Origin of the sequence: Streptomyces sp. NPDC059832, assembly GCF_042731715.1 — a bacterium.
In the GTDB taxonomy this organism is placed as follows: domain Bacteria; phylum Actinomycetota; class Actinomycetes; order Streptomycetales; family Streptomycetaceae; genus Streptomyces.
In genome coordinates, this window is record NZ_JBHWIY010000010.1 from 159,417 (window position 1) to 184,515 (window position 25,099).

Annotated in this window: 25 protein-coding genes; 11 read left to right on the forward strand and 14 right to left on the reverse strand. The window is 71.7% G+C overall.

Features of this window, described 5'->3' with window-relative positions; translation table 11 throughout:
- Nucleotides 1-35: 35 nt before the first annotated feature.
- Nucleotides 36-278 carry a hypothetical protein gene (locus tag ACFV8T_RS19780; protein WP_266418221.1) on the forward strand — a complete coding sequence of 81 codons (243 nt, stop codon included), beginning with the start codon at nt 36-38 and terminating at the stop codon, nt 276-278.
- A gap of 103 nt (nt 279-381) precedes the next feature.
- On the opposite strand, the gene ACFV8T_RS19785 is transcribed toward ACFV8T_RS19780, so the two are convergent.
- The 4 genes from ACFV8T_RS19785 to ACFV8T_RS19800 form a co-directional block, all read right to left on the reverse strand.
- Nucleotides 382-1,353: a threonine/serine dehydratase gene (locus ACFV8T_RS19785; protein WP_385329005.1), complete on the reverse strand. Its 972-nt coding sequence runs from the start codon at nt 1,351-1,353 to the stop codon at nt 382-384.
- An 83-nt stretch (nt 1,354-1,436) separates the two neighbouring features.
- Nucleotides 1,437-2,639 (reverse strand): hypothetical protein, encoded by a 1,203-nt coding sequence (locus ACFV8T_RS19790; protein ID WP_385329007.1) that lies wholly within the window; start codon nt 2,637-2,639, stop codon nt 1,437-1,439.
- 33 nt (nt 2,640-2,672) lie between these two features.
- On the reverse strand, nt 2,673-2,876 hold the full coding sequence (locus tag ACFV8T_RS19795) for a DUF397 domain-containing protein (RefSeq protein ID WP_385329009.1): 204 nt from the start codon (nt 2,874-2,876) through the stop codon (nt 2,673-2,675).
- The gene (locus ACFV8T_RS19800) at nt 2,833-3,711 is read right to left on the reverse strand and encodes a helix-turn-helix domain-containing protein (protein ID WP_385329010.1); all 879 of its coding nucleotides are present in this window, start codon (nt 3,709-3,711) and stop codon (nt 2,833-2,835) included. The genes ACFV8T_RS19795 and ACFV8T_RS19800 overlap by 44 nt, the downstream gene beginning before the upstream one ends.
- Nucleotides 3,712-3,828: 117 nt before the next feature.
- On the opposite strand from ACFV8T_RS19800, the gene ACFV8T_RS19805 reads away from it, so the two are divergent.
- Entirely contained in the window at nt 3,829-4,050 is a 222-nt protein-coding gene (locus ACFV8T_RS19805) for a hypothetical protein (RefSeq protein ID WP_385329012.1), read from the forward strand.
- On the forward strand, nt 4,047-4,418 hold the full coding sequence (locus ACFV8T_RS19810; RefSeq protein ID WP_385329013.1) for an ATP-binding protein: 372 nt from the start codon (nt 4,047-4,049) through the stop codon (nt 4,416-4,418). Before ACFV8T_RS19805 ends, ACFV8T_RS19810 begins: the two co-directional genes overlap by 4 nt.
- Before the next feature lie 24 nt (nt 4,419-4,442).
- Here the strand turns inward: ACFV8T_RS19810 and ACFV8T_RS19815 are convergent, their stop codons facing one another.
- Nucleotides 4,443-7,733, reverse strand: a complete 3,291-nt coding sequence (locus ACFV8T_RS19815; protein ID WP_385329015.1) for a S41 family peptidase — start codon at nt 7,731-7,733, stop codon at nt 4,443-4,445.
- A gap of 190 nt (nt 7,734-7,923) precedes the next feature.
- Here ACFV8T_RS19815 and ACFV8T_RS19820 point away from each other — a divergent pair, with 190 nt between their 5' ends.
- Both ACFV8T_RS19820 and ACFV8T_RS19825 read left to right on the forward strand, forming a co-directional pair.
- Nucleotides 7,924-8,496 (forward strand): TetR/AcrR family transcriptional regulator, encoded by a 573-nt coding sequence (locus tag ACFV8T_RS19820; protein WP_385329016.1) that lies wholly within the window; start codon nt 7,924-7,926, stop codon nt 8,494-8,496.
- Between the two features lie 136 nt (nt 8,497-8,632).
- Complete coding sequence (locus tag ACFV8T_RS19825; RefSeq protein ID WP_385329018.1) at nt 8,633-10,849, forward strand: MMPL family transporter; 2,217 nt, start codon at nt 8,633-8,635, stop codon at nt 10,847-10,849.
- Between the two features lie 166 nt (nt 10,850-11,015).
- Here the strand turns inward: ACFV8T_RS19825 and ACFV8T_RS19830 are convergent, their stop codons facing one another.
- Nucleotides 11,016-11,378, reverse strand: a complete 363-nt coding sequence (locus tag ACFV8T_RS19830) for an SsgA family sporulation/cell division regulator (protein WP_385329019.1) — start codon at nt 11,376-11,378, stop codon at nt 11,016-11,018.
- A gap of 178 nt (nt 11,379-11,556) precedes the next feature.
- On the opposite strand from ACFV8T_RS19830, the gene ACFV8T_RS19835 reads away from it, so the two are divergent.
- The 5 genes from ACFV8T_RS19835 to ACFV8T_RS19855 all read left to right on the forward strand — a co-directional run bounded on the left by ACFV8T_RS19835 (nt 11,557) and on the right by ACFV8T_RS19855 (nt 16,240).
- Nucleotides 11,557-12,615, forward strand: coding sequence for an energy-coupling factor ABC transporter permease (locus ACFV8T_RS19835; RefSeq protein WP_385329021.1), 1,059 nt, complete (start codon nt 11,557-11,559; stop codon nt 12,613-12,615).
- 1 nt (nt 12,616) lies between these two features.
- A complete protein-coding gene (gene cbiQ / locus ACFV8T_RS19840; protein WP_385329023.1) occupies nt 12,617-13,378 on the forward strand; it encodes a cobalt ECF transporter T component CbiQ in 762 nt (253 codons plus the stop codon).
- A complete protein-coding gene (locus tag ACFV8T_RS19845) occupies nt 13,375-14,151 on the forward strand; it encodes an energy-coupling factor ABC transporter ATP-binding protein (RefSeq protein WP_385329024.1) in 777 nt (258 codons plus the stop codon). The genes cbiQ and ACFV8T_RS19845 overlap by 4 nt, the downstream gene beginning before the upstream one ends.
- A gap of 128 nt (nt 14,152-14,279) precedes the next feature.
- Nucleotides 14,280-15,443, forward strand: a complete 1,164-nt coding sequence (locus tag ACFV8T_RS19850) for a serine hydrolase domain-containing protein (RefSeq protein ID WP_385329246.1) — start codon at nt 14,280-14,282, stop codon at nt 15,441-15,443.
- Nucleotides 15,440-16,240, forward strand: coding sequence for an SDR family NAD(P)-dependent oxidoreductase (locus ACFV8T_RS19855; protein ID WP_385329026.1), 801 nt, complete (start codon nt 15,440-15,442; stop codon nt 16,238-16,240). The genes ACFV8T_RS19850 and ACFV8T_RS19855 overlap by 4 nt, the downstream gene beginning before the upstream one ends.
- 32 nt (nt 16,241-16,272) lie before the next feature.
- On the opposite strand, the gene ACFV8T_RS19860 is transcribed toward ACFV8T_RS19855, so the two are convergent.
- Nucleotides 16,273-17,274: an Lrp/AsnC family transcriptional regulator gene (locus tag ACFV8T_RS19860; RefSeq protein WP_385329028.1), complete on the reverse strand. Its 1,002-nt coding sequence runs from the start codon at nt 17,272-17,274 to the stop codon at nt 16,273-16,275.
- A gap of 292 nt (nt 17,275-17,566) precedes the next feature.
- Between ACFV8T_RS19860 and ACFV8T_RS19865 the strand changes: the two genes are divergently transcribed.
- The gene (locus ACFV8T_RS19865) at nt 17,567-19,123 is read left to right on the forward strand and encodes an MFS transporter (protein WP_385329249.1); all 1,557 of its coding nucleotides are present in this window, start codon (nt 17,567-17,569) and stop codon (nt 19,121-19,123) included.
- A 168-nt stretch (nt 19,124-19,291) separates the two neighbouring features.
- On the opposite strand, the gene ACFV8T_RS19870 is transcribed toward ACFV8T_RS19865, so the two are convergent.
- From ACFV8T_RS19870 to ACFV8T_RS19900, 7 genes are all read right to left on the reverse strand, one after another.
- Nucleotides 19,292-19,492, reverse strand: a complete 201-nt coding sequence (locus tag ACFV8T_RS19870) for a DUF397 domain-containing protein (RefSeq protein ID WP_385329030.1) — start codon at nt 19,490-19,492, stop codon at nt 19,292-19,294.
- A 352-nt stretch (nt 19,493-19,844) separates the two neighbouring features.
- Entirely contained in the window at nt 19,845-20,696 is an 852-nt protein-coding gene (locus ACFV8T_RS19875) for an EamA family transporter (protein ID WP_385329031.1), read from the reverse strand.
- Nucleotides 20,693-21,193, reverse strand: a complete 501-nt coding sequence (locus tag ACFV8T_RS19880; protein ID WP_385329033.1) for a YbaK/EbsC family protein — start codon at nt 21,191-21,193, stop codon at nt 20,693-20,695. Before ACFV8T_RS19880 ends, ACFV8T_RS19875 begins: the two co-directional genes overlap by 4 nt.
- Before the next feature lie 87 nt (nt 21,194-21,280).
- Nucleotides 21,281-21,529 (reverse strand): hypothetical protein, encoded by a 249-nt coding sequence (locus ACFV8T_RS19885; protein ID WP_385329035.1) that lies wholly within the window; start codon nt 21,527-21,529, stop codon nt 21,281-21,283.
- Nucleotides 21,526-22,062, reverse strand: coding sequence for a hypothetical protein (locus tag ACFV8T_RS19890; protein ID WP_385329037.1), 537 nt, complete (start codon nt 22,060-22,062; stop codon nt 21,526-21,528). Before ACFV8T_RS19890 ends, ACFV8T_RS19885 begins: the two co-directional genes overlap by 4 nt.
- Nucleotides 22,063-22,249: 187 nt before the next feature.
- The gene (locus tag ACFV8T_RS19895; protein WP_385329038.1) at nt 22,250-23,887 is read right to left on the reverse strand and encodes a penicillin-binding transpeptidase domain-containing protein; all 1,638 of its coding nucleotides are present in this window, start codon (nt 23,885-23,887) and stop codon (nt 22,250-22,252) included.
- Between the two features lie 191 nt (nt 23,888-24,078).
- A complete protein-coding gene (locus ACFV8T_RS19900; RefSeq protein WP_385329039.1) occupies nt 24,079-24,939 on the reverse strand; it encodes an alpha/beta fold hydrolase in 861 nt (286 codons plus the stop codon).
- Nucleotides 24,940-25,099 lie beyond the last annotated feature (160 nt).

A 25,099-nucleotide genomic window follows, 5' to 3' on the forward strand; every position in this document is an offset into this window, starting at 1 on the left:
GGACCGCCCCCAAGCACCCACTAGGAGTGAACAGCATGGGTATTGCAGACCAGTTCAAGGACAAGGCGCAGGAGCTCGCCGACCAGGCGAAGAAGAAGGCCGGCGAGGGCCGCAGCCAAGGCCAGGAGCGGACGCGCACCGAAGGCCAGGAGCGGATGCGCACCGAGGGCCGGGAGCGGACGCAGGCCGCGTCCGAGCGGGCCTCGAAGACGTCGCAGCAGGGCCGTGACAAGGCCCGGGGCGCCGCGGACGAGCTCCGCGAGCGCCGCGACCGCTGACGGTCGCATCGCGACACTGCGCGTTGTCTGTGAGGGGCGTGCCCGGATATCCGGGCACGCCCCTTCCGCGTGGCGCGGACCGGGACTTCCGGCGGCCCCGGTCTCAGCTTCCGGCCGGGTGCACCAGGTCGCCCGGGTCGGTGTTCGCCCCGCACAGCACCACGGCGACCCGCTCGCCCTCGCCCGGCCGGTAGCCGCCGCCCGGTGCGGTGAGCGCGGCCAGCGCGGTGGCGGCGGCGTGCTCGACGGCGACGCGGCGGTGGTCCCACAGCGCCTGGCGGGCGCGGACGATCTCCCCGTCCGGTACGAGGACGGAGCGGACGTCGTTCTCGCGCACGGCGTGCAGGGCCAGGGCGGTGGCACGCCGGGCGCCGAGGGCGTCGACGGCGACCGAGTCGACCGGGACGTCGACCGGGCGGCCGGCCTCCATGGCGGCGTTCAGTGCCCGGCTGTTCTCCGGCTCGACGGCGACCGTGCGGATTCCGTGCTGCCGGGCGGCGGTGGCGACGCCCGCGAACAGACCGCCGCCGCCGACCGAGACCACCACGGTGTCCAGGCCGGGGATCCGGGCGTGGATCTCCTCCAGCAGGGTGCCGGCCCCGGCGGCGATCAGCGGGTGGTCGTAGGCGTGCGCGGCGAGCGCGCCGGACGAGGCCGCGAACTCCTCGCACGCTTCGAGGGCCTCGGCGTACTCCGCGCCGACCAGTCGCACATCCGCCCCGAAGCCGCGCAGCTTGGCCACCTTCACCGCCGGGGCGACGCTCGGCAGGAACACCGTGGCCCGTACGCCCTGCTGCTGGGCGGCCCACGCACAGGCCAGCCCGGCGTTGCCGCCGGAGGCGATGGTCACCCCCGCGTCCGGCAGGGTGCCCGCCTCGCGGTGGGCCTGGATGAAGTTCTGCGCGCCGCGCGCCTTGAAGGAGCCGGTGTACTGCATGTACTCCAGCGCGTACCAGAGTTCGTAGGGCTGCTCGGGCCGCTCGGGCCGCTCGACGGGTGTGACGGTGACCGGGCGGATGTGCCCGGTGGTCCGGTCGGTGGCGGCTTTGATGTCGTCGTACGTGAGCTGGTCCACGTTGTTGCTCCTGCCGGGAGTCGGGCCGGGAGGCCGGGATGGTGCGGGTACTAGTTTCGCGGAAGCGGCTTCTGACCTGGGCGTCACGGGGGCCCGGAACCGAGCAGCGCAAAGGCTCCGTACACCCCCGACGCGAGCGCCGCCACGCCCACGACCACCGCCGGAACCATCCTTCGCCGGGCGCCCGCCAGGGCCACCGCAGCCGGCAGCAGCAACGGAAACGCGGGCATCATCAGCCGGGGCCTGGAGCCGAAGTAGCCGGACCCGATCAGTGAGATCACGACCACCACGACGCAGTAGACGATCACGGGCAACGGTTGGCGCGGCCGTTGCCGTACGCACAGCCACACCACCCAGAAGAGGAGGGCGAAGGCTGCGCACAGTCCGAGTCCCGCGAAGACGTTGCGGCCGAACTGTTCCACCACGAAGGCGGCCAGCGCCGCCCCTCCGTCGATCCGGTTGTTCCAGGCTGCCTGGACATCGAAGTACGCGAACGGGTTCCTCTCCCGCACGGCCACGAAGACGATGTACGACAGCCAGCCCAGCGGGGCCAGACAGACACCCACCGCCATCCGCCGGTGTGTCCGGAGCGGTTCGTCTCCGCCCCGCGCGGTGACCAGCCGCCACATCGCAGTGACGCCGATCGCCGCGATCAGCGCGGCCGCGACCGGCCGGGTGAGCCCGGCACCGACGCACAGCACACCCGCTGTGATCCATCTGTCGGTCAGAACGGCGTACAGCGCCCAGGCCGCCAGCGCCGTGAACAACGTCTCGGTGTACGCCATGGACTGCACGAACGCCGTCGGGTACGCCCCCCAGAACACGGCCAGCAGTATTCCCGCCCGGCGCCCGTACAGCCGCGCGCCCACGGCGAAGATGCCACCGGCGGCGACGAGCGAGGCGAGCCAGGAGATCAACAGGCCCGCACCGGCTATGCCGAGGGGCGGGAACAGGGCGGACAGTCCCCGCTCCAGCGCGGGCAGGAGCGGGAAGAAGGCCAGATCGGAGTGGAAGGTGCCGTCCGGGAGCCGGACCCCGTAGCCGTATCCGTGTTCGGCGATCCGCTGGTACCAGACCGAGTCCCAGCGGCCCGTCAGCCGGTGCATTCCGTCCTTGCCGGTGACGGAGGCGGTGATCAGGAGGATCGCGATACCGGTGAGCCGTACGGCGACGTAGCCCAGCAGCGCGGGCGCGGCGTAGCGGAGTGCATCCGCCGGCGAACGGGACGCGGAACCTGGCCGCAGGGCGGCGGCCCATGAGGGGGGTACGGCCTTGGTCTCGGGCATGCTCGAAAGTATGCCCGGGGCGCTGCGGCGGGGTCAGGGCGCCTTGACGGCCTCGACGAACGGCGTCCAGGCGGACGCGGCGATGACGAGCGCCGGGCCTTCGGGACGCTTGGAGTCGCGGACGGGGACGAGGTCTTGGTGGCCGTCCGCGACTTCGAGGCAGTCGCCGCCGGAGGTGTTGCTGTAGCTGCTCCTACGCCAGATCGCGGTGCTCAAGTCGATTGGGGTGCACGCCATTTCGGTAGTCCTCTGCCGCTTTCTCGATCATGGCGAGGGACACCTCCGGCGGCAAGGCGGTGGCCCTCAGCAGATCGTACGACCTCCGATACTGCTTCACGAGGCCCGGATCATCGACGGTAACACCGTGGTGCTGGCCCTCCGTGTAGGCGAACGGAGGGGCGTCCGCGAAGTCCAGAACCAAGGCGTTGCCCTGCATGAGGGGGTGCGCTCCCGCGTTCCACGGAATGATCTGCGTAAAGATTCGGCCGCGCCTGGTGAGCTCGGCGATGTGGTCGAGCTGCTCGGCCATCTGCTGCGACGGCACGATCGGCAGACGCAGCAGGGACTCGCTCAGGATGTTCCAGTACTGCGGGGTCCGATGGTTCTTCTCGAAGAGTTGTGCCCGTGCCAGCCGCGCATCGATCTTGGCATCGATCTCTTCCGGCAGATCCGGCGTCCGTTCGGCGCGGAACAGGGAACGTGCGTAGGGCTCTGTTTGGAGCAGGCCAGGGAAGACCGTCGGAGACCACTGCTCGATGGTCTCGGCGCGCTTCTCCGCGTCCAACACGCGCTCGAAATACTCCGCGTGCCCCTTGCGCCGGGCCTTCCGCACGTCCTCGCACCGCCGCTGGAAGAACCCGTCCGTTCTCAGCACCCGGTCCACGTGCTGGGCCAGGTCGAGGGGCATCCGCCGGTGACCGTGCTCGATCTCGCTGAGGTACGTGATGCCGTAGAAGCTGCCGTCCACCAGCTTCTCCAGGGTCAGGCCCGCCTCCTCCCGCTTGAAGCGGAGTTCCTTGCCGTAGAACTGCGGGACGCCCGCCGAGCCGTCGATCTCCTTGCGTGTGGCCACTGTTGACCGCCTTTCGCGCTGTGCGTTGTGGAGCGGGAAGTCCTTTCACGGTAGAGGCCCATGCGGCAGCGTGTGAGGCGTTCGTCACAGTCAGCAACGAAAGGTGGACTTCCCCCCATGGATGACACGTACGACCTCACCGGCCTCGACATCGGCACGGACATCGACGCACTCCGCGCCGCGCTCGCCGCGCACGGCATCACGCTGCCGTCGCTCGGTGTCGATCCGCTGACCCTCGCCGGATGGACGACCCGGCCGCCACTGGTCGCGCTCGGCAACTGCAATGTGGCGACCGCGCGCCGCATGGCCGAGGTGCTGCGCTCGGCGGCTGGGGGATGACTCCGCTGCCGCTCACGGTGGATCTGCTCGCCGTGCCGAAGGCCGTACCTGAGATGCGGCGCACCCTGCGGGAGCGGTGCGGGGGTGCGGACTCGCCCGATCTGCTGCTCTGCGTCAGCGAGTTGCTGACCAATGTGATCGTGCATCTCGGTGAGGGGACACCGGTCACGCTCCGGGTGGCCGGTACGTGTTCCGGCCGGGTCCGGGTCGAGCTGAGCGATCCCGAACCGGGTGCCTGGCCGACGCCGCGCACCGCCGGTCCCGGTGACGAGTCCGGGCGGGGACTGTCGCTCGTGGACGCGTTGGCGCTGCGGTGGGGCGTCGACCAGGGGCCGTACGGGAAGACGGTCTGGTGCGAGTTGCGCTGAGCGGTTCCGGCTACGGGGCGGCCCTCAGCGCGGCGGCAAGGGCGGCCGTCGCCGGTCCGGGACGTCGTCGTACGTCGGTGGGGTCGCCGCCGGTTGTGCGGCCAGCAGGTCCAGGGCGACCCGTACCGCGTCGTCCAGTACCGCGTACCGGCCCTCCGCCCAGTCGAGGGGGGTGCGCAGTGCCTCCAGGTCCGGTTCGACGCCGTGGTTCTCGACCGACCAGCCGTAGGTGTCGAACCAGGCCGCGTTCATCGGCACCGTGATCACCGTGCCGTCGCCCAGCCGGGTCCGGCCGGTCATGCCGACGACGCCGCCCCAGGTCCGCTGGCCCACCACCGGGCCGAGCTTCAGCAGGCGGAACGCGGCGGTGATCATGTCGCCGTCGGAGGAGGTCGCCTCGTCGGCCAGGGCGACCACCGGGCCGCGCGGGGCGTTGGAGGCGTAACTGACCGGCTGGGCGTTGCGGGTCAGGTCCCAGCCGAGGATCGTGCGGGTCAGCTTCTCGACCACCAGCTCGCTGATGTGACCGCCCGCGTTGCCGCGTACGTCGACGATCAGGGCCGGCCGGGACACCTCCAGGCGCAGGTCCCGGTTGAACTGGGCCCAGCCCGATCCGCCCATGTCGGGGATGTGCAGGTAGCCGCACTTGCCGCCGCTCAACTCCCGTACGACGTCACGGCGTTTGGCCACCCAGTCCTGGTAGCGCAGCGGCCGTTCGTCGACCAGCGGTACGACGGCGATGCGGCGGGGGCGGCCCTCGCCCTCGGCCGGGCGGAAGGTGAGCTCGACCGTGGTGCCGCCCGCCGCCGTGAGGAGGGGGTACGGGCCGGCGACCGGGTCGACCGGGCGTCCGTCGACATGGGTGAGGACCGCGCCCTTCCGGATGCCCGTACCGGCCAGCGGGGAACGGGCCTTGGAGTCGGAGGAGTCGCCCGGCAGGATGCGCTGGATCGTCCAGTCGCCGTCCCGGCACACCAGGTTCGCGCCGAGCAGGCCGATCGCCCGCTGGTAGTGCGGCGGGCCCTCGTTGCGGCGGGCCGGGGTCACATAGGCGTGGGAGGTGCCCAGTTCGCCCAGGACCTCGCGCATCAGATCGGCGAACTCGTCGGGGGAGGCGACCCGTTCGACCAGTGGGCGGTACTGGTCGAGCACGGCCGTCCAGTCGATGCCGCACATGTCCGGGTCCCAGAAGTAGGAGCGGATGATGCGTCCGCCCTCCTCGTACGCCTGCCGCCACTCGGCCGCCGGGTCGACCTCGTGCAGGATGCGGCGCAGGTCGAGGTAGACGGTCGTGTCGCTGTCGCCGGTCTCGGTGGCGGGGACGGCGCGCAGCTCGCCCTCGTCCATGACGACCAGCCGGGTCGCGTCACCGCTGACCGCGAACCAGTCGAGATGGCCGACCAGTTCGGTCTTCCTGGCCTTGGTGATGTTGAAGTGTTCGAGGGTGGGGCGGCCCGACATGTCCGCCGGGTTGGCGAAGGTCTCGCCGAGCGCGCCGGAGATCGGCCAGCGCAGCCAGACCAGGCCGCCGCCGCTCACCGGGTGCAGGGCCGAGTACTTCGACGCGGAGACCGGGAAGGGTGTCACCCGGTTCTCCAGGCCCTCGAACTCGACGGTGACCGTCGACGGACCCTCGCCCGTACCGGCGTCGGGGATGTCGTCGGCCGGGTCGAGACCGCCCGCCGCCGGGCGGCCCTCCGGGGACAGGGCGAAGGGGGAGGGGGTGGCGGACGAGAGCGGCACCAGGTACGGGCGGCAGCCCAGGGGGAAGGAGAGGTCGCCGGTGTGGACGTCGTAGACCGGGTCGAAGCCGCGCCAGGAGAGGAAGGCGAGATAGCGGCCGTCGCCCGTGAAGACGGGATTCTCGTCCTCGAAGCGGCCGTTGGTGACATCGACGATCACGGGCGCGCCGGTGCCCAGGATGCGGGCCAGCTTGATCTGGCGCAGCGAGCGGCCGATCCCGGGGTGCGACCAGGTCAGCCAGGCGCCGTCCGGCGAGAACGCCAGGTCGCGGACGGGGCCGTTGATGGAGCGGATCAGCTCGGTGGGTTCGCCGGTGGAGGTCTCCTCGTCGGTGTCCAGGAGCAGCAGCCGCCCGTCGTCGGTCGCGATGGCGAGGCGCTCGCCGTCGGGGTCGGCGATCAGTTCCTGCACCCTGCCGAGCTGCCCCGAGGCCAGCCGGCGCGGCTCGCGGTCGCCGCTGGCGCGCGGCAGGTAGGCGATCTCGATCGCGTCCTCGCCGTCGGCGTCCGTGACGTAGGCGACCTGGCCGCCGCTGCCGAGCATCTCGGGCAGCCGGACCCGGACCCCGGGGGTGTCGGCGATGGTGCGGGCGGGGCCGTCGCGGTGGGTGAGCCAGTACAGGCTGCCGCGTACGGTGACCGCGCTGGCCCGGCCCGTCTCGTCCACGGAGAGCGAGTCGACGTGGCTGGCGGCGGGCACCTGGTACGGGCGCCGTCCGGTGCGCGGCCCGCCGAGCCGGACCTCCAGCTTCTGCGGCACCGCGTTCGGTGACGCCAGGTCGTCCACCAGCCACAGATCGCCCGCGCACTGGTAGACCACCCGGTGCCCGTCGCTGGAGGCGTGCCGGGCGTAGAAGGCGTCGTGGTCGGTGTGGCGGCGCAGATCGGTGCCGTCGGGCCGGCAGGAGTACAGATTGCCGACGCCCTCGTGGTCGGAGAGGAACGCGATCCGGCCACCGACGAACATCGGTGAGGCGAGATGGCCGCCGATGTCCGGCAGCAGCCGCTTGCCGTGCAGCCAGAGCCGGCCGGTCGCGCCGCCCCGGTACCGCTTCCAGGCGGCCGGTTCGTGCGGCGGCGTGCCGGTGAGCAGCAGGGTGCGCCGCTCGCCGTCGATGTCGGTGACCGCGATGTCGGAGACCGGGCCCCAGGGCAGTTTGCCGCCGGGGCTGCCGTCGGTGGGGACGCTGTAGGCCCAGGAGATGTGCGAGAACGGCTGGTTGTGCGAGGACACGGCGAGGATGTGGGAGGAGTCCCCGGGGTCGGGGGTCCAGCCGCAGACCCGGGTGTCCGTCGAGCCCCAGTAGGTCAGCCGGCGTGCCGGGCCGCCGTCGACCGGCGCGAGATGGATCTCGGGATCGAGGCTGCGCCAGGTCGTGTACGCGATACGGCTGCCGTCGGGGGAGAAGCGCGGGTGGCTGACCCTGGTGCGGTCGACGGTCAGCCGCCACGCGCGGCCGGGCCGCTGCCCCTCGGGCGCGAGGGGGGCGACCCAGAGGTCGTCCTCGGCCGCGAAGCAGAGCAGGTCGTCGTGGAGGTGCGGGAAACGGAGATACGCGACGTCGTCACTCACCCTCCAATGCTTTCCGCGCGGGAGGGCCCCGGCAACTCGTGGTGCCGGACCAGTTGTGGCGCGGAACACAAGCGAAACGATTTCGTTTCGCTGGACGGGCGGGGTACCGTCGATGTGTACGAAACAGTTTCGTTCGATTGACTGGCGTACGAGTAACTGAAGTTCGAGCACCCGAACAGGAGGTCGAGACATGGCACGCACCCGGCTCACGCCCGAGCGCGAGAGCGAGCTGTACGCCGCCGTGCTCGACCTGCTCCGCGAAGTCGGTTACGACGCCCTGACCATGGACGCCGTCGCCGCTCGCACCCGTTCCAGCAAGGCCACCCTCTACCGCCAGTGGGGGAGCAAGCCCGAGCTGGTCGTCAAGGCCCTGCGGCACAACAAGCCGGTGACCCTCGGTGAGATCGACACCGGGTCGCTGCGCGGTGACTTCCACACCGCACTGAACCGCAGCGACGACTGCCAGATGGAGAAGAACTCCGCGCTGATGCGGGGTCTGGCCCATGCCGTCCACGACAATCCCGATCTGCTCCAGGCCCTGCGCGAGCTGCTGATCGAGCCGGAGATGACCGGCCTCGACCTGCTGCTGCGCCGAGCCGTGGACCGGGGTGAACTGCGTCCGGACAACCCGGCGCTGAAATATGTATCGCACATGCTGATCGGTGCCTTCACTGCTCGGCAGCTGGTCGATGACCGCGCCGTCGACCAGGCGTTCCTTACCGATTACGTCGACTCCGTGATTCTCCCCGCTCTCGGAGTCTGACCCCCCGGACCGCCCCGCGCGGTCCGTCCCCACCGCACGGCCCCCTCCCCAAGCCCCACCTGACACGCCGCTCTCGTCGTCGGGCTGGTTCCGCACGCCCATTTCCACTCACGACCCGACCCGGGAGTACCCCTCCGTGGCCACATTCCTCTACAAACTCGGACGGCTCGCCTTCCGGCGCCGCCGCTATGTCGCCCTGATCTGGGTGGCACTGCTGGCGCTCGCCGGATTCGGTGCGGCCTCCGCGTCCACCGCCACCTCAAGCTCCTTCTCGATCCCGGGCACGGAGGCGCAGCGCGCCTTCGACCTGCTGGAACAGCGCTTCCCCGGGGGCAGTGCCGACGGTGCGAGCGCCCGGGTCGTCTTCAAGGCCCCCGACGACCAGAAGATGACCGACCCGGCGAACAGGGCCGAGGTGAACAAGGTCATCGCCGAGCTGAAGTCCGGCTCCGACCAGATCGCCTCGGTCACCGACCCGTACGCGGCCAATGCCGTCAGCAAGAACGGTTCCACGGCGTACGTCTCGGTCTCCTACAAGGTCAACTCGATGGAGCTGACCGACGCGACCCGGGACGCCCTGGAGGACGCGGGCCACGCGGCGCAGAAGAGCGGGATGACCGTGGAGATCGGCGGTGACGCGCTCCAGGTGATGCCGGAGACCGGAGCCACCGAGATCATCGGTGTCGCCATCGCCGCGGTGGTGCTGGTCATCACCTTCGGCTCGCTGATCGCCGCCGGGCTGCCGCTGCTCACCGCCCTGATCGGGGTCGGCATCGGTGTCTCGTCGATCACCGCGCTGGCGAACGTGCTGGACCTGGGCTCCACCACCTCCACCCTCGCGATGATGATCGGCCTCGCGGTCGGCATCGACTACGCGCTGTTCATCGTCTCCCGCTACCGCGCCGAGCTGGCCGAGGGCCGGGAGCGCGAGGAAGCGGCCGGACGGGCCGTCGGCACGGCGGGTTCCGCGGTGGTCTTCGCCGGTCTCACCGTCGTCATCGCGCTGGTCGGCCTCGCCGTGGTGAACATCCCGATGCTGTCGAAGATGGGCTTCGCCGCGGCCGGCACGGTCGCCATCGCCGTCCTCATCGCGCTCACCCTGGTCCCGGCGTTGCTGGGCTTCGCCGGCAAGCGGGTCCTGGGACGCAAGGCGCGCAAGGCCGCCGAGGCCCCGGGCGAGGTCGAGGACAAGCCGAACATGGGCACCCGCTGGGCGCGGTTCGTGCTGCGCAAGCCGGTGTGGGTGCTGCTCGTCGGCGTCATCGGCCTCGGCACGATCGCCGTACCGGCCGCCTCCCTGGAGATGGGCCTGCCCGACGAGGGCTCCCAGCCCACCAGCACCACCCAGCGGCGCGCCTACGACCTGCTCTCCGACGGCTTCGGCCCCGGCTTCAACGGGCCGCTGATGGTCGTCGTCGACACCGCGGACAGCTCCGACGGCAAGACCGCCGCCAAGCAGGTCTCCGACGAGATCTCCGGCATCAAGGGCGTCGTCGCCGTCACCCCGGCCCAGTTCAACAAGGCCGGCGACGCCGCGATGATCACCGTCGTCCCGAAGGACCGCCCGAGCTCCGTCGAGACGGAGAACGTGGTCCACGCGATCCGCGACGCGGGCAAGGGCATCAAGTCCGACACCGGCGCCGAGGTCCTGGTCACCGGTTCCACCGCGATGAACATCGACTTCTCGCAGAAGATGAACGACGCGCTGCTGCCGTATCTGGCGCTCGTCGTCGGACTGGCCTTCCTGCTGCTGATGGTGGTCTTCCGGTCGGTGCTGGTGCCGCTGAAGGCGGCCCTCGGCTTCCTGCTCTCGGTCGTCGCGGCCCTGGGCGCGGTCGTCGCGGTCTTCCAGTGGGGCTGGCTCGGCTCGCTCTTCGGGGTGGAGCAGACCGGTCCGATCATGTCGATGATGCCGATCTTCATGGTGGGTGTGGTCTTCGGTCTCGCGATGGACTACGAGGTCTTCCTCGTGACCCGGATGCGCGAGGCGTACGTCCACGGCGAGAAGCCCGGTCAGGCGATCGTCACCGGCTTCCGGCACGGTGCCCGGGTCGTCACGGCCGCGGCCGTGATCATGATGGCGGTCTTCGCCGGCTTCATCGGCTCCAGCGAGCAGATGGTCAAGATGATCGGCTTCTCGCTCGCCATCGCCGTCTTCTTCGACGCGTTCGTGGTCCGGATGGCGATCGTGCCCGCGGTCCTCGCCCTGCTCGGCCACCGCGCCTGGTCGCTGCCGCGCTGGCTGGACCGGATCCTGCCGAACGTGGACGTGGAGGGCGAGGGGCTGCGCGAGCAGCTCGACGAGACGCCCGGCGGCGACGCCGGGGGTGAGCGGGAGCTGGCCCGGGTCTGACCGGAGAGAAGGCCTCCGGGGTCCGCGTCCGAGCGGAGCGCGGCCCCGGAAGCGCCGGTTACCTGTGGGGACGGGGGACCGGGGCGATGACAGAGGCCCCCGTGCGAGCGGCACGGGGGCTTGTGTCATGCGGATGCGCCATGCGGGTGAGCCGTGCGGGCGGATCTCACGCGGGCGTCACGTCGTGCGCGGGTCTGGCGCCCCCGTCGGTGTGCGTACGGTGCAGAAAGCGGATCAGCGGCGCGTTGTCGAACTGCACCACCTCGACGCCCTCCTTCGAGTGGACCTCCACGACCAGCTGTGTCCGTCCGCAGGGCCACACGCGGACGCCACCGCGTTCGGTGGGGGAGTTCAGCCCGCCCTCCAGCAGGTCGCGGCCGAACGCCCAGTCGGCGCCGCCGGGGAAGGAGACGTGGACGGTGCGCGGGTCCTTGTCGGCGTCGTACAGCAGGTCGACCGGGATCGCCGGGAGGTCGGGGGTGTCGTTGACGAGCCAGGCTTCTGCCTGTTCATGGATCACGGGGGGCATGGTCCGACTCCTCCTGTGCATACTGCTTCGCCATCTAATGTCCCATATTTCCCGTAAGGGGCGCGGTGAACAGTTGTGACGTAACCGCTCTTGCGAAGGGTTTGCAACAAGGTCCTATCATTGAGCGGTTCACGACATCGTCCGCAGCAACGCAGGACCGCAGGAAGCGGAGCCCCCCATGCATGTACCCGACGGATTCATCGACGCGCCCGTCTCCGCCGCCGCCGGAGTCGTCGCGGCGGGTGCGGTCGCCGTCAGCCTGCGGGGCGCGCGGCGTGAGCTGGACGAACGCACCGCGCCGCTCGCCGGTCTCGTCGCCGCGTTCATCTTCGCCGTGCAGATGCTGAACTTCCCGGTCGCGGCGGGCACCAGCGGGCATCTGCTGGGCGGGGCGCTGGCGGCGATCCTGGTCGGGCCGTACACCGGCGTGCTCTGCGTCACCGTCGTGCTGCTCATGCAGGGCATCCTCTTCGCCGACGGCGGCCTCACCGCGCTCGGCGTGAACGTGCTCGACATGGGCATCACGACCACCGTCGTCGCGTACGCCCTCTTCCGCGGGCTGCTCGGGGTGCTGCCGCGGACCCGCCGCTCCGTGACGGCCGCGTCCTTCGTCGCCGCCCTGGTCTCCGTACCGGCCGCGGCCTGCGTCTTCACGCTGATCTACTGGATCGGCGGCACCACCGACATCCCGATCGGCAAGGTCTTCACCGCGATGGTCGGGGTCCACGTCCTGATCGGTATCGGCGAGGCCGTGATCACCGCGCTGACCGTCGGCGCCGTCATCGCCGTACGCCCCGACCTGGTCCACGGCGCCCGCGGACTCACCACCTCGCTCAAGCTCCGGGTCGACGGCGAACTCGTCGACGCCCCGGTCCGGCAGCCCCTCGCCCCGGTCGCCGCCCGCTCGCACCGGGGGATCTGGGCCACCGGCCTGGTCACCGCCCTCGTCCTGGCGGGCTTCGTCTCCTACTACGCCTCCGCCGACCCCGACGGCCTGGAGAAGGTCGCCGCCGACCAGGGCATCGACAAGAAGACCGAGGAACACGCGGCCAAGGACTCCCCGCTCGCCGACTACGGCGTCAAGGACGTGTCCGACGCCCGGATCTCCGGCGGCCTCGCCGGAGTCATCGGCGTCGGGGCCACGATCGCGGTCGGCAGCGGGGTCTTCTACGTGGTCCGCCGCCGTCGTACGCAGGACGCCCCCGACGACACCACGCGCACCAGCGAAAACGTCTGACATGGGCGCGGGACACGCACACAAGCTCTACCGGCACGGTCACTCGCCCGTCCACGACCTGCCGCCGCACTGCAAGATCGCCGCCGCCTTCTGCTTCGTGGTGGTCGTCGTCTCGACGCCGCGCGAGTCGGTGTGGGCGTTCGGGCTGTACGCGGTGCTGCTCGGCGCGGTCACCGCGCTCGCCCGCATCCCGGCGGGCTTCCTGCTCAAGCGGCTGCTCATCGAGGTGCCGTTCGTCGCGTTCGCGCTGCTCATGCCGTTCGTGGTGCCCGGCGAGCAGACCCATGTCCTCGGCCTCTCCGTCAGCGTCCCCGGCCTCTGGGGCGCCTGGAACGTCCTGGCCAAGGGCACCCTCGGCGGCGCCGCGTCCGTGCTCCTCGTCTCCACCACCGAACTGCGCTCGCTGCTGCTCGGCCTCCAGCGGCTCAGACTGCCGCCGCTGCTCGTCCAGATCGCCTCCTTCATGATCCGGTACGGCGACGTGATCACCGACGAGATGCGCCGGATGTCGATCGCCCGCCGCTCCCGGGGCTTCGAGGCGCGCGGGGTACGGCAGTGGGGTGTCCTGGCCAAGTCGGCGGGCGCCCTCTTCATCAGGTCGTACGAGCGCGGCGAACGCGTCCACCTCGCCATGGTCAGCCGCGGCTACGCCGGTTCCATGCCGGTCATCGACGAGGTGACCGCCTCCCGGACCCAGTGGGCGTACGCCGCCGCCCTCCCCGTGCTCGCCCTCGCGGTCTGTCTGCTGGGATGGTCCCTATGAGTCAGCCCACCGCCCCCGCACCGTCCCTGGAAGTCAGCGGCCTCGCGTACGCCTACCCCGACGGCCACCAGGCGCTCTTCGGGGTGGACCTCGCGGTCGCCCGGGGCGAACGGGTCGCCCTGCTCGGCCCCAACGGCGCCGGCAAGACCACCCTCGTACTCCACCTCAACGGCATCCTCGACGCCGGCGCGGGCACCGTCCGGGTCGCGGGCCTGCCCGTGGAGAAGCGCAATCTCGCCGAGATCCGCCGCCGCGTCGGCATCGTCTTCCAGGACCCCGACGACCAGCTCTTCATGCCCACCGTCCGCGAGGACGTCGCCTTCGGCCCCGCCGCCTCCGGGCTGCGCGGCGGCGAACTGGAGGAACGCGTCACCGAGGCCCTGAAGCAGGTCGGCATGGAGGAGTACGCGAACCGGCCGCCGCACCATCTCTCCTTCGGCCAGCGCCGCCGCGTCGCCGTCGCCACCGTCCTCGCCATGCGGCCGGAGATCCTCGTCCTGGACGAGCCGTCCTCCAACCTGGACCCGGCCTCGCGGCGCGAACTCGCCGACATCCTGCGGTCCCTGGACGTCACCGTGCTCATGGTCACGCACGACCTGCCGTACGCACTGGAGCTCTGCCCGCGCGCGGTGATCCTCAGCGAGGGCGTCATCGCCGCCGACGACCGCACCCAGGACCTGCTCTGCGACGAGAAGCTGATGCGCCGCCACCGCCTGGAACTGCCCTTCGGCTTCGACCCGCGCTCCGTGACGGTGGACGCCCCGCGCCGTTGAACGTTCCGCGCCCGCGAGCGTGCCGCGCCGGTGCACGTCCCGGCGCTGTGAACATGAGGTGACCCGCCACACGTCCGACCCGCCACGGGATGCACCATGGGGGGATGAGCGGGAGCGCAGGAGCAGGCGTGGACGTACGGGGCACGGTGGCGGCCGGATTCGAACCGGTCCGGGATGCCTTCATCCGTAATTTCGAGCAGCGCGGCGAACGCGGCGCGGCCGTCACGGTCTACCGGGACGGGCACAAGGTCGTCGACCTCTGGGCCGGTACGAGAGACGTCGACGGCGTCGAACCGTGGGCCGTGGACACCGTGCAGATCGTCCGCTCGGCGGGCAAGGGCATCGCCGCCGCCGTACCGCTGCTGCTGCACCAGCGCGGCCAGGTCGACCTCGACGCCCCGGTCGGCACGTACTGGCCGGAGTTCAAGGCGGCCGGCAAGGAACGCGTGCTCGTCCGGCACCTGCTGTCCCACCGGGCCGGGCTCGCCGCGCTCGACTGCCCGCTGACCCCCTCCGAAGCCGCCGACGGGATCTCCGGCCCGCAGGCCGTCGCCGCCCAGCGCCCCCAGTGGGAACCCGGCACCGACCACGGCTACCACGCCCAGACCTACAGCTGGCTCATCGGCGAACTGGTGCGCCGGGTCACCGGCCGCACCGTCGGCCGCTGGATCGCCGAGGAGATCGCCCGGCCGCTCGGCCTGGACTTCTGGTTCGGCCTCCCGGCGGACGAGGCGCACCGGATCGGCCGGATCGGGCCCGAAGAACCGCCCGCCGCCGCGGGCAACACCGGCATCCTGCGAGTGCGCCCCAAGCGCTCCGTCGCCGAGGCGTACCGCGATCCGCAGTCCCTCACCCGCCGCGCCTTCGGGGCCATCGACCCGCTCCCCGACGAGAACGACCCCGGCTACCGGGCGGCCGAACTCCCCGCCTCCAACGGCATCGCCACCGCCCGCGCGCTGGCCCGCTGCTACGCCGCGATGATCGGCCCGGTCGACGGCCACCGCCTGTTCGCCCCGGCCACCCTCACCCTGGCCCGCACCGAGGAGTCGGCGGGTCCGGACCGGGTCCTGGTCGTCAACACCCGTTTCGGCCTGGGCTACATGCTGCACGGCCCGTCGGCGCCGCTGCTCGCCCCCGGCTCCTTCGGCCACCCCGGCCGGGGCGGCTCGCTCGGCTTCGCCGACCCCGAATCCGGCATCGCGCTCGGCTATGTGACGAACGGTCTGCAGAAGGGAGTCACCGCCGATCCCCGTGCCCAGGCGCTGGTCAGGGCAGTACGGTCGGCGCTATGACTCCTCCTCACTCCGCTGGTCCACGGTTCGACGGATACGGCGTGCTCATCACCGGCGCGGGCCAGGGCATCGGCGCGGCCACGGCCCGCCGGCTCGCCTCCGAGGGTGCGCGCGTCCTGGTGACCGACCTGGACGGCGACCGCGCCGAACGGACCGCCGCGGCGATACGCGGGACGGGCGGTGCCGCCGAGGCGCTGCCCTGCGACGTGGCCGACCGGGCGGCCGTCGAGGCGGCGGTGGCCCACACCGTCGCCGCCTTCGGCTCCCTCGACGTGCTGGTCAACAACGCGTACGCCTGCGCCGCCGACGCCCCGCTCTTCGAGGACGAGCCCGACGAGGCCTGGCAGCGCGACCTGGACATCACCCTCACCGGCCCCTACCGCTGCGCCCGCGCCGCCCTCCCGCACCTGGTGGCCTCCGGCCGGGGCGCGATCGTCAACATCGGCTCGGTCAACGGCGAACAGGACTTCGGCAACCACGGCTACAGCGCGGCCAAGGCGGGCCTGGGCAGCCTCACCCGCACCCTCGCGGGCCACGCGGGGCCGCGCGGCGTACGCGTCAACCTGGTCGCCCCCGGCACGATCCGCACGGACGCCTGGGCGGGCCGGGACGCGGAACTGTCCCGGGTGAGCGGCCTCTACCCGCTCGGCCGGGTCGGCGAACCGGAGGACATCGCGTCCGCCGTCGCCTTCCTCGCCTCGCGCGACGCGGCCTGGATCACGGGCACGACGCTGCGCGTGGACGGCGGGCTGACGGCAGCCAACTACGGCTTCCGGGACGCGGTTTCGGGGGCCTGACCGATACGGGCCCGGTCCGCCCCGCGCCCGGGTCAGGCGAGCGCGGGGTGGACGAGCCGCCCGTTGAGGATGAGGGAGGCGGCCTGCTTGAGGCGGCGCACGCGCACACTGATCTCGTAGCCCCTGATGCCCTCGGTACGGGCGAAGCGGCCGCTGAGGTAGCGGTAGAAGTCCGGGGTGTCCTTGCAGATGACCACGGCCATGATGTTGTGCTTGCCGCTGATGGCCGCGGCGAAGGCGCACTCGTCGTGCCCGCTGAGCTCCTCGCCGATCTCCTGGAGCCGGGGCAGGTCGACCTGGAGCCAGAGGGTGGCGTTGAGCGCGTAGCCGAGGCGTTCGGGCACGGTGTCGATGTCGTAGACCAGCGAGCCGGTCGCTTCGAGGGCCTCCAGCCGGCGGGCCACGCGCGGCTTGGACCAGCCGGTGGCCTCCGCGAGCCGGGTGTGGGAGGCGCGGCCGTCCTCCGCCAGCGCTTCGAGGAGCGGGCGGTCCTCCTCGGTCGGGGTGAGCGGGGGCCCGGCGGGGATGGGGCGCTCCGCGGTCAGCAGCCGCACCTGCTCGTCGGTGAGCGAGCCCTCCCGCCCGGTCCAGCCGGCCGTGTCCGGGGAACCGAAGGCGTGGACGAGGAGATCGACGTTCAGGTCGAGGACCGAGGCCGCCCGGGGAAGCCGCCTCAGCAGCACGTCGTCGCCGGCGGTCCCGGCGGTCCCGGCGGGCGAACGGATGATGCAGATGATCTCCGAACCGCCCGACGCGATGCTCGTGTACGCGACCTCCGGCCTGCGGGCCAGGGAATCCGCGAGCGGCCCCACGGCGTCCGGGCGGCAGCGCAGCCGCGCGATCCACTCGGACCGGCCGTGGGCGGCGGGGCTGCTCAGCCCGACGACGCGGACGACGCCGCCGCGGCGCAGGGCGTTGTAGCGGCGCGCCACGGTCTGCTCGGACACCCCGACGACCTCGCTGAGGCGGCGGAAGGAGACCCGCGGCGAGCAGTTCAGTCCATGGATGATTTTGCGGTCCAGATCGTCAGGCATGGATGAATGGTCACATGGACGGCGCTCCATCCGGAGGTTCCATGACGTTCGCCGGGATCGCTTGGGGATTCATCGACGGTCGGGGCGAAGCTGGTCGGCGGCTTTGTGGGTGATTCGGCGTACCGCGCGGAATGCGGTGGTACGCCGGATCACCCGGGAGCGGGCGCACGCCGGACGGCGGTGCTCACATCGCAGCCGGTGCCCGCGCGGCACCCACCCCCGCAGCAGAAGGAACCTCTTCGTGAATTCCGCAACGACACAGGACAGATCAGGGCGGGGCGTCACGCTCGTCATGGCCTGCCTGGGCGTCTTCGTCGCCTACCTCCCCGTGACCACCGTGTCGGTGAGCCTGCCGGCCGTCCAGCGGGCTCTGGGCGCCTCCACGTCCCAGCTGTCCTGGGTCTCGGACGCCTTCGTGCTGCCGATGGCCGCGCTGATCCTGACCACCGGGGTGTGGGGCGACGTCCACGGCCGCAAGCGGGTCTTCCAGGCGGGCATGGCCTTCTGCGCGCTGGGCGCGGCGATCTCGCTGTCCTCGGACTCGGTGCAGGTCCTGTGGGCCGGGCAGGCCGTATCCGGGTTGGGGGCGGCGGCGCTGCTGCCCACGACGCTGGCCCTGATCAGTCACGCGGTCCCCGACCACCGGGAACGGGGCAGGTTCATCGGCCTGTGGGCCATGTCCCTGATGGCCTCGCTCGCCGTGGGCCCGCTGATCGCGGGTGTGCTGCTGGAGCACGTCGCGTGGCGCTGGATCTTCCTCCTGCCCGTGCCGGTCTCCCTGATCGTGCTGGTCGTCGCGGCGTTCCTGCTGCCCGACTCGCGCGCCCCGCACGGCCGTCGGCTCGACTGGCCCGGACAGATCAGTGCGGCCGTCGCGGTCACCGCGGTCGTCTACGGCGTCGTCGAGGGCGGCGCGGACGGCTTCGGCGAGCCCGCCGTGGTGACGGCCCTGGTGCTCGGCGCGGTCGCCGCCGTCGTGTTCGTCGCCGTGGAGCGCCGCAGTGCGAGCCCGATGCTCGACCTGGCGCTGTTCCGCAGCCCGGCCTTCACCGCCACCGCCCTGGTCGCCATGATCAGCTTCCTCGGGCTGATCGGCTTCTTCTTCGTGCTGAGTCTCTACTTCGGCATGGTCCAGCACCTGACCACGATCGAGGCGGCGCTGCGGATGGTGACGGTGTCCGGGGTGGCCCTCGTCGTCGGCGCGCCCATCGGACGCCTGATGCACCGGGTCTCCGCCCGGGTCCTGATCACCGCCGGCCTGGTCGTCGCGGCGGGCGCGATGCTCTCGCTGACCGGCGTCGACGCCCACACCTCCTACGGCTCGATCGTCTGGCGGCTGGCCCTGCTGGGCCTCGGCATGGGCGCGGTACTCACCCCGATGACCGCCTCCGCGGTGTCCTCCGTCCCGTACCACCTGGCCGGGATGGCCGCCGCCGGGAACAACGCCTTCCGCCAGGTCGGTGGAGCCCTCGGCCCCGCCGTGCTCGGCGCCCTGCTGACCACCCGGGCCCTCGACGCGCTGCCCGGCCGCCTCGCCGACACGGGGGTGCCCGCCGAGGCCGCCGACCGCGTCCTCGACACCGCCCGCGAGCAGGGACTCGGCGCCGTGGCCGGGCTCCACCTGGACGCCGCCACCGGACCGGCCCTGACCGCCCTGGGCGACTCCTTCCTCGACGGCATGCGGCTGTGCCTGACCGTCTCGGCCTCGCTCGCCCTGCTGGCCGCCCTCGCCTGCGCCGTACTCCTGCGCCCGGCCGCCAAGTCGGCGGCCCCGGCGGCCCCGGCGGCCCCGGCGGCCCCGGCGGCCGAGGAACCGCCGGCCCGCCCGGCGCCGGTCCCGGCGAGCTGAGCGCGGCGGGACCCGGAGCGTCGGCTTCCGCCGCGTCGGCCCGCGAGCTGCCCGCCGCCGGCTCCCGCCCCGCGGTGGCGAACGCCAGCAGGTCGGCCGGCGCGGAGGCCGGACGCCCGACCGCCCCGCCATGCGTGGCACGGCGGGGCGGTGTGGGGTCGACCCGGGTCAGACGGTGCCGAACTCCCCGGCCTTGACGCCCGCCACGAAGGCGGCGAAGGGGGCGGGGGAGGTGTGCAGCACGGGGCCGCCCGGATTCTTGGAGTCGCGGACGGGGACGATGCCGTGCGGGGCGGCGAGGTCGGCGGCAACCTCCGCGCAGTCGCCACCGTTGGGTGCTGGCGCTGCGGTGGCTGGGCGGTCAGGCATTGTGGATCGCGGACCGGATCGACGCTGATCCCGGCGCCGATCCGGACCCCGACTCCGGCTTCGGCCCGCGATCGGACCTGGAGCGTTCGGCGTGGGCGCAGCCCTTGAAACGGCTGCCGGTCGGCTCCAGGCCCGACCGCCCCGCCGAGCTCCGTGCCTGGTACGAGGACCGGCAGGGACAGCGCGCGGCTCAGGCACACATCCAGGGCGGCAACCCGTTCCTCGTCGTCGTCCCCGACACCGACTTCACGTACACCCTCTCCGTGCACCCCGATGGAAACGTGACGATCGACGGGATCCGGCTGCCACGGGATGCCCTTCCGCAAGGGGCGGAGCCGCAGGGGCGTCGTGCTCAACTCGTGTGTAGCATCAGCCCGATGCCTACCACCATCAGCCCCGCCGCCGCGATCCGCGGTGCGCCGAACCGCTCCTTGAAGAACAGCGTCCCGATGGCCGCTCCGACGATGATCGACGACTCCCGCAGGGCCGCGATCGGGGCCAGTGCCGCCCGGGTCTGGGCCCACAGGACGAGACCGTACGCCGTCACCGACAGGGCCGCGCCCAGCAGCCCGCGTACGGCGAACGGGCGGAGGGCGGGCAGGAGTTCGGCGCGGCGGCGGTACAGCGCGTAGGCCGGGATGGCCAGCCCCTCCAGGATCATCAGCCAGGCGATGTAGCCGAGCGAGCTGCCCGAGGCGCGTACGCCGACGCCGTCCACCGTGGTGTACCCGGCGATGGCCAGACCGGTCGCGAGGGCGGCCAGCAGCGCCGGCCAGTCCGGGCGCCTGCCGGAGCCCCGGATGCCCCAGAGAGCCAGCCCGACCAGCCCCGCCGAGGCCACCGCGACCCCGGCCGTGGCCCAGCCGTCCGGACGCTCGCCGACGAAGACCGCGGCGAGGACCGTCACCACCAGCGGCGCCGTACCCCGGGCGATCGGGTACATCTGCCCGAAGTCGCCCAGGGTGAACGAACGCATCAGCAGCAGCATGTACGCCACATGGAGCGCGGCCGAGACCAGCAGATACGGCCAGGCCGCGGCTGCCGGGAACGGCACGAGGAAGGCCCCGGCCGCGCCGATCAGCAGCCCGCCCCCGGAGATCAGGGTGAAGGAGAGCAGCTGGTCCTTGATCGCGTGCGCGATGGCGTTCCAACTGGCGTGCGTGACCGCCGCGATCAGGACCGCGAGGGCGACCAGCGGTGTCACTTCGACTGCTCGCGCACGTCCACCACGGTTCCTCCGGCGTGTCCGATCAACGACTCGGGGTCGAGCGGGAAGACGGTGTGCGGGGTGCCCGCCGCCGCCCACACCACGCCGTGGTCCAGCAGCCCGCGGTCGGCCAGCACCCGGGTCTTCGTACGGTGCCCGAAGGGCGGTACGCCCCCGATCGCGTACCCGGTCGTCTCCCGGACCAGATCGGCCCCGGCCCGCCCGACCTTCCCGGCGCCCAGCTCCGCGCGTACCCGCTCCACGTCGACCCGCGAGGAGCCGTCCACCAGGACCAGCACCGGGGCCCCGTCGGCCTCGAAGATCAGGGACTTGACGATCTCGCTGAGCTCACAGCCGATCGCGGCAGCGGCCTCGGCGGCGGTACGGGTGGCCTCGGGGAACCGGCGGACCTCGACATCGAGTCCCAGCTCCCGCAGGGCCTCGGCGAATCGGGGGTGGGCTTCGGCGGCGGCGGTGGCATCGGAAGCGCTCATGCCCCGCACGCTAGCGAACCCGGCACGGGGTGTGCGACGGGGTTCCACGCGGGCGGGGGCGGCCGACGCGCGAGGCGGTGTCGGTCGTCACCGCTCCTTGGCGTAATTCACCACGCAGCCGACGGTCAGCAGCACACCGAGCACCCCAATGGCCAGCAGTCCGAGGACCTTGAGGAGACCCATGCCGTCCGCCGCACCTCTGACGGCGCCCGCGATCCCGCCGACGGACGCGCACATTCCGAGCACGAGCGTGCGCGATCCACGGGGGGCGAACCGGGCCCGAGCGCGGAACCGGCGGCGCGACGGGCGCCGGTCACCCGAAGACTTGGCCGTCATCCGCCGCACTTCGCCTTGATCAGTCCGGGCACGTAACCGCGGACGAACGCGTCGATCTCCTTGCGCTGGTCCTTGGTGCTCCCCCTGTCCCACGACCGTTCCCCGACGGCGAACTCGGTGACGAGGTGGTCCTTCCCGCCTGCCCGGCAGGGGATCGACATGAGTGCTCCGTCCTCGGCGACCTGGGCACTGGACACGTTCTTGATCTCCGCCTTCTCGGGGTTCCGCAGCCGGAGCGAACCCTCCTGGGCCAGACCGGGTATGTCGATGCTTCCGGATTCCCGGTAGACGGCGATCCGCAGAGCCAACTTCTTGTCGACGTTGACGAGGCAACTCCCGATCGAGTCCGGCTTCTTGGCGAAGTCCTCGGGGTACTGGTCGATGCTCTTGCCGGCGGGGAGGAGCGGCTCGGTGACTGCCGGAGGAACGTCGATGCCGCACATCTCGTGGGGAGTCGCGTACCTGTCCGTCGACCCGGCGGAGCAACCGGTGACAAGCGTCGCGGCAGTGGCCGTCGCGAGGGCGACGTTCATCCTTTTCATGATCCCTTACCTGCCAGGCTTCGAGCGGTAGCGCTCCAGTACGTCGACCACGAGGTGGAGCGCCCGCTGTCCCGCATCGCCGCACTCGGCAGGGATGCGGGCGACCACCGTCGGGTCTGATCGGTCGACCGGAGAGTTGCGTCAGGCCGTCAGTTCGGCCCGTCCAGCAGCGGACATCTCACGACCCCGCGCGGAGTACCGCCGCCACCACCGGGCCCGCCGCGTCGCCGCCGTGGCCGCCGGACTGGACGACCGCGGCGGCGGCCAGGTCGTTGCTGAAGCCGGTGAACCAGCTGTTGGACGTGGCCTGGCCGTCCACCTCCGCCGAGCCCGTCTTGGCGCCCTTGTCGCCGCCGACCGAGGCCATGGCGTTCCTTCCGGTGCCCCAACTCGCGGTCTGGCGCATCATGTTGGTGACCTGCTGGGATACGTACCCGGGCAGTGAACGGGACGCGGTGGCGATCGGCCGGCCGTCGAGTTCCGGGGCCACGATGATCGGCTGGTGGAAGGTGCCGGTCTTCGCGGTGGCGGTGATGGACGCCATGTTGAGGGCGTTCATCTGGACCGTGCCCTGCCCGATGTACTGCGCGGCGGCCTCGCCCTGGGTCTCCTCGGGCACGCTGCCGTCGAAGGAGACGACGCCGGTCTGCCAGTCCAGGCCGATCCCGAAGACGTCGCGGGCCTCCTTGGCGAGCGCCGCGTCGTCCTTCGTGTCGTCGATCAGCTTGATGAAGGCCGTGTTGCAGGACCGGGCGAAGCTGGTCGTCAGAGTGCCGTCGGGGATGGAGAAGTCGGCCAGGTTCTTGAAGGTGCGGCTGTAGTACGTCGCGGTCGGCGGGCACTCGATCTTCTGGTTGGCCGAGGCGAGGCCCTTCTCGATCAGCATCGCCGCCGTCACGATCTTCATCGTCGAACCGGGTGCCTGCTTGCCCTGCATCGCCGCGTTGAAGCCGGTGGCCGGGTTGTTGGCGACCGCGCGGATCGCGCCCGTGGACGGCTGGACCGCGACCACCGAGGCCTGGCTGAACTTCTTCACGGCCACCTCGGCCGCCGCCTGGGCGTTGGCGTCCAGGGTGGTCCGCAGCTTGCCCGGCCTGCCCCTGGTGAGGGTCAGCAGGGTCTTGTCCGGGCTGCCCGCGTCCGGGCCCTCGATCCAGGTCTCGATGCCCGCGGTGCCGCCGGCCTTCTCGCCGTACTTCTCGCGCAGTGCGTCCAGGATCGAGCCCAAGGAGGGGTACTTCTCCTTGGTGAGCGCCCGGCCGTTGTGGTCGACGGCCTCGATCGACGGGGCCGCCGCCTCACCCGTCTTGAGCGACGCGCCGTCCGTCAGGTCCGGGTGGATCACGGCGGGGGACCAGTCCACCAGGGGCCTGCCGGTGGTCAGTCCGCGCACCACGGTCAGCTCGGAGGAGTACGACCAGGGCTTGGACGTGCCCTCGAAGGAGACGGTCGCCTTCACCGTGTACGGCACCTTCGAGCCGACCGCGGGGCCCGGGGTGATCACCGCCTTGGTGACGTGGGCGCTCTCGCGGTAGTCCGTGAGGACCGGCCCGGCCTCGGCCGCGTTGTTGGTGAGCTGGGACGCGGCGTCCGAGTCGCCGCTCGCCCAGGCCTGAAGGAACTTCTTGGACGCGTCGCCGATCTCCGCCTTGGTGACCGGGCCCGTCTTCACCTCGGCGGAGGCGGACTTGCTGTCCGTACCCTCGCCGCCCCCGCCGTTCAGCCCGTCCAGCATGTTGTACGCCCCGTAGCCCACCCCGCCGACCACGACCGCGAACACTCCGCCGACTATCGCAACCTTCGCTCCACTGCGCATGCCTGCAGTCCCCCTCCCCAGGAGTCCCCTTGAACGTGTTCAAGGGGATGCTGCTGGGCACCCTACGGGACGGTGGTGAGGGCCGGGACGGTTGTTATCGGAACGCGATACGGGTGACGCGAACATGCCGATCCGGACATCCGGGCGCACCATCACGGGCGTCCGCCCGCCCCGACATCGCGGTCGAAGCGCTACGGGCCCACCGCGCCCCGCACGAATCCCCGAAGGTGCGCGCGTGCGGCATCGGGCTGTTCGAGCCACGGTTCGTGGCCCGCGCCGTCGACCCGGGTCAGTGGAACATCCAGCCGGAGCGCGAGCGATTCGAGTGCCGACAGCGGGCGGGGGTCATCGGCGCCGCCGAGGATCTCCACCCGCGCGGGCAGACACCCGCGCAGCTCGTCGAGGTGCTGGTCGAGCGGGTCCGCACGTCCTTCCTCGCCGAGCTCACGGTTCATGAGCCAGTTGACGGGGCGGCGTTGCCGGGCACCCTGCGCGGCCCAGTGCCAACCGCGTTCGGGATCGGCGTGGTCGGTGAACCAGGACAACGTGAGCAACTCGACTTCCTGCTCCTCCGTGCGGTGCGGCAACTGCTGCAACGCGCGGAGCCGCTCCTGTTGTGGCGCGGACATGCGGCGGTCGCGTTCCGCCCGGTCCCCCGTGCGCCACTCGCCGACGAACGGCCCGCACATCAGCAGCAGCGCGGCCACCCGGTCCGGGTGGGCCATGCAGAACCGGCCGGCCAGGGTGGCGCCGTAGGAGTGCCCGATCAGTACGGCCGCAGGCGCGTCCCAGACGTCGAGAAGCTCAGCGAGGTCGTCGACATGCCGGGCGAAGGTATGGCGGCCCTGCCACGGGGACCCGCCCGTGCCGCGCTGGTCGTAGCGGTACACGGGCGCGAGGTCCGCGATCATCGGGGCGACGCCGCCCAGATAGTCCGGCAGACCTGGGCCGCCGTGGAGCATGACCACGGGTGGCTTCCGGGCCGTGTCACCCAGCGCCACCCAGCGTATTCGGGCCTCGTCGGTCATCGAAGCGAGGCCCCGGGTCTCCATCGGATTCACCGTGGAGAACCTACGGACACCGATGACGGCCGGCAACCGTCGAGGGGGCACAGTCGAAAACCGCGGCCCCCCGAAAGTTCTTCCCGGCACGATCCAAACAAAAAAACCCCGAGCCAAGCGTCCCAACCCCCCCCGTCCCCCCACAACCCCT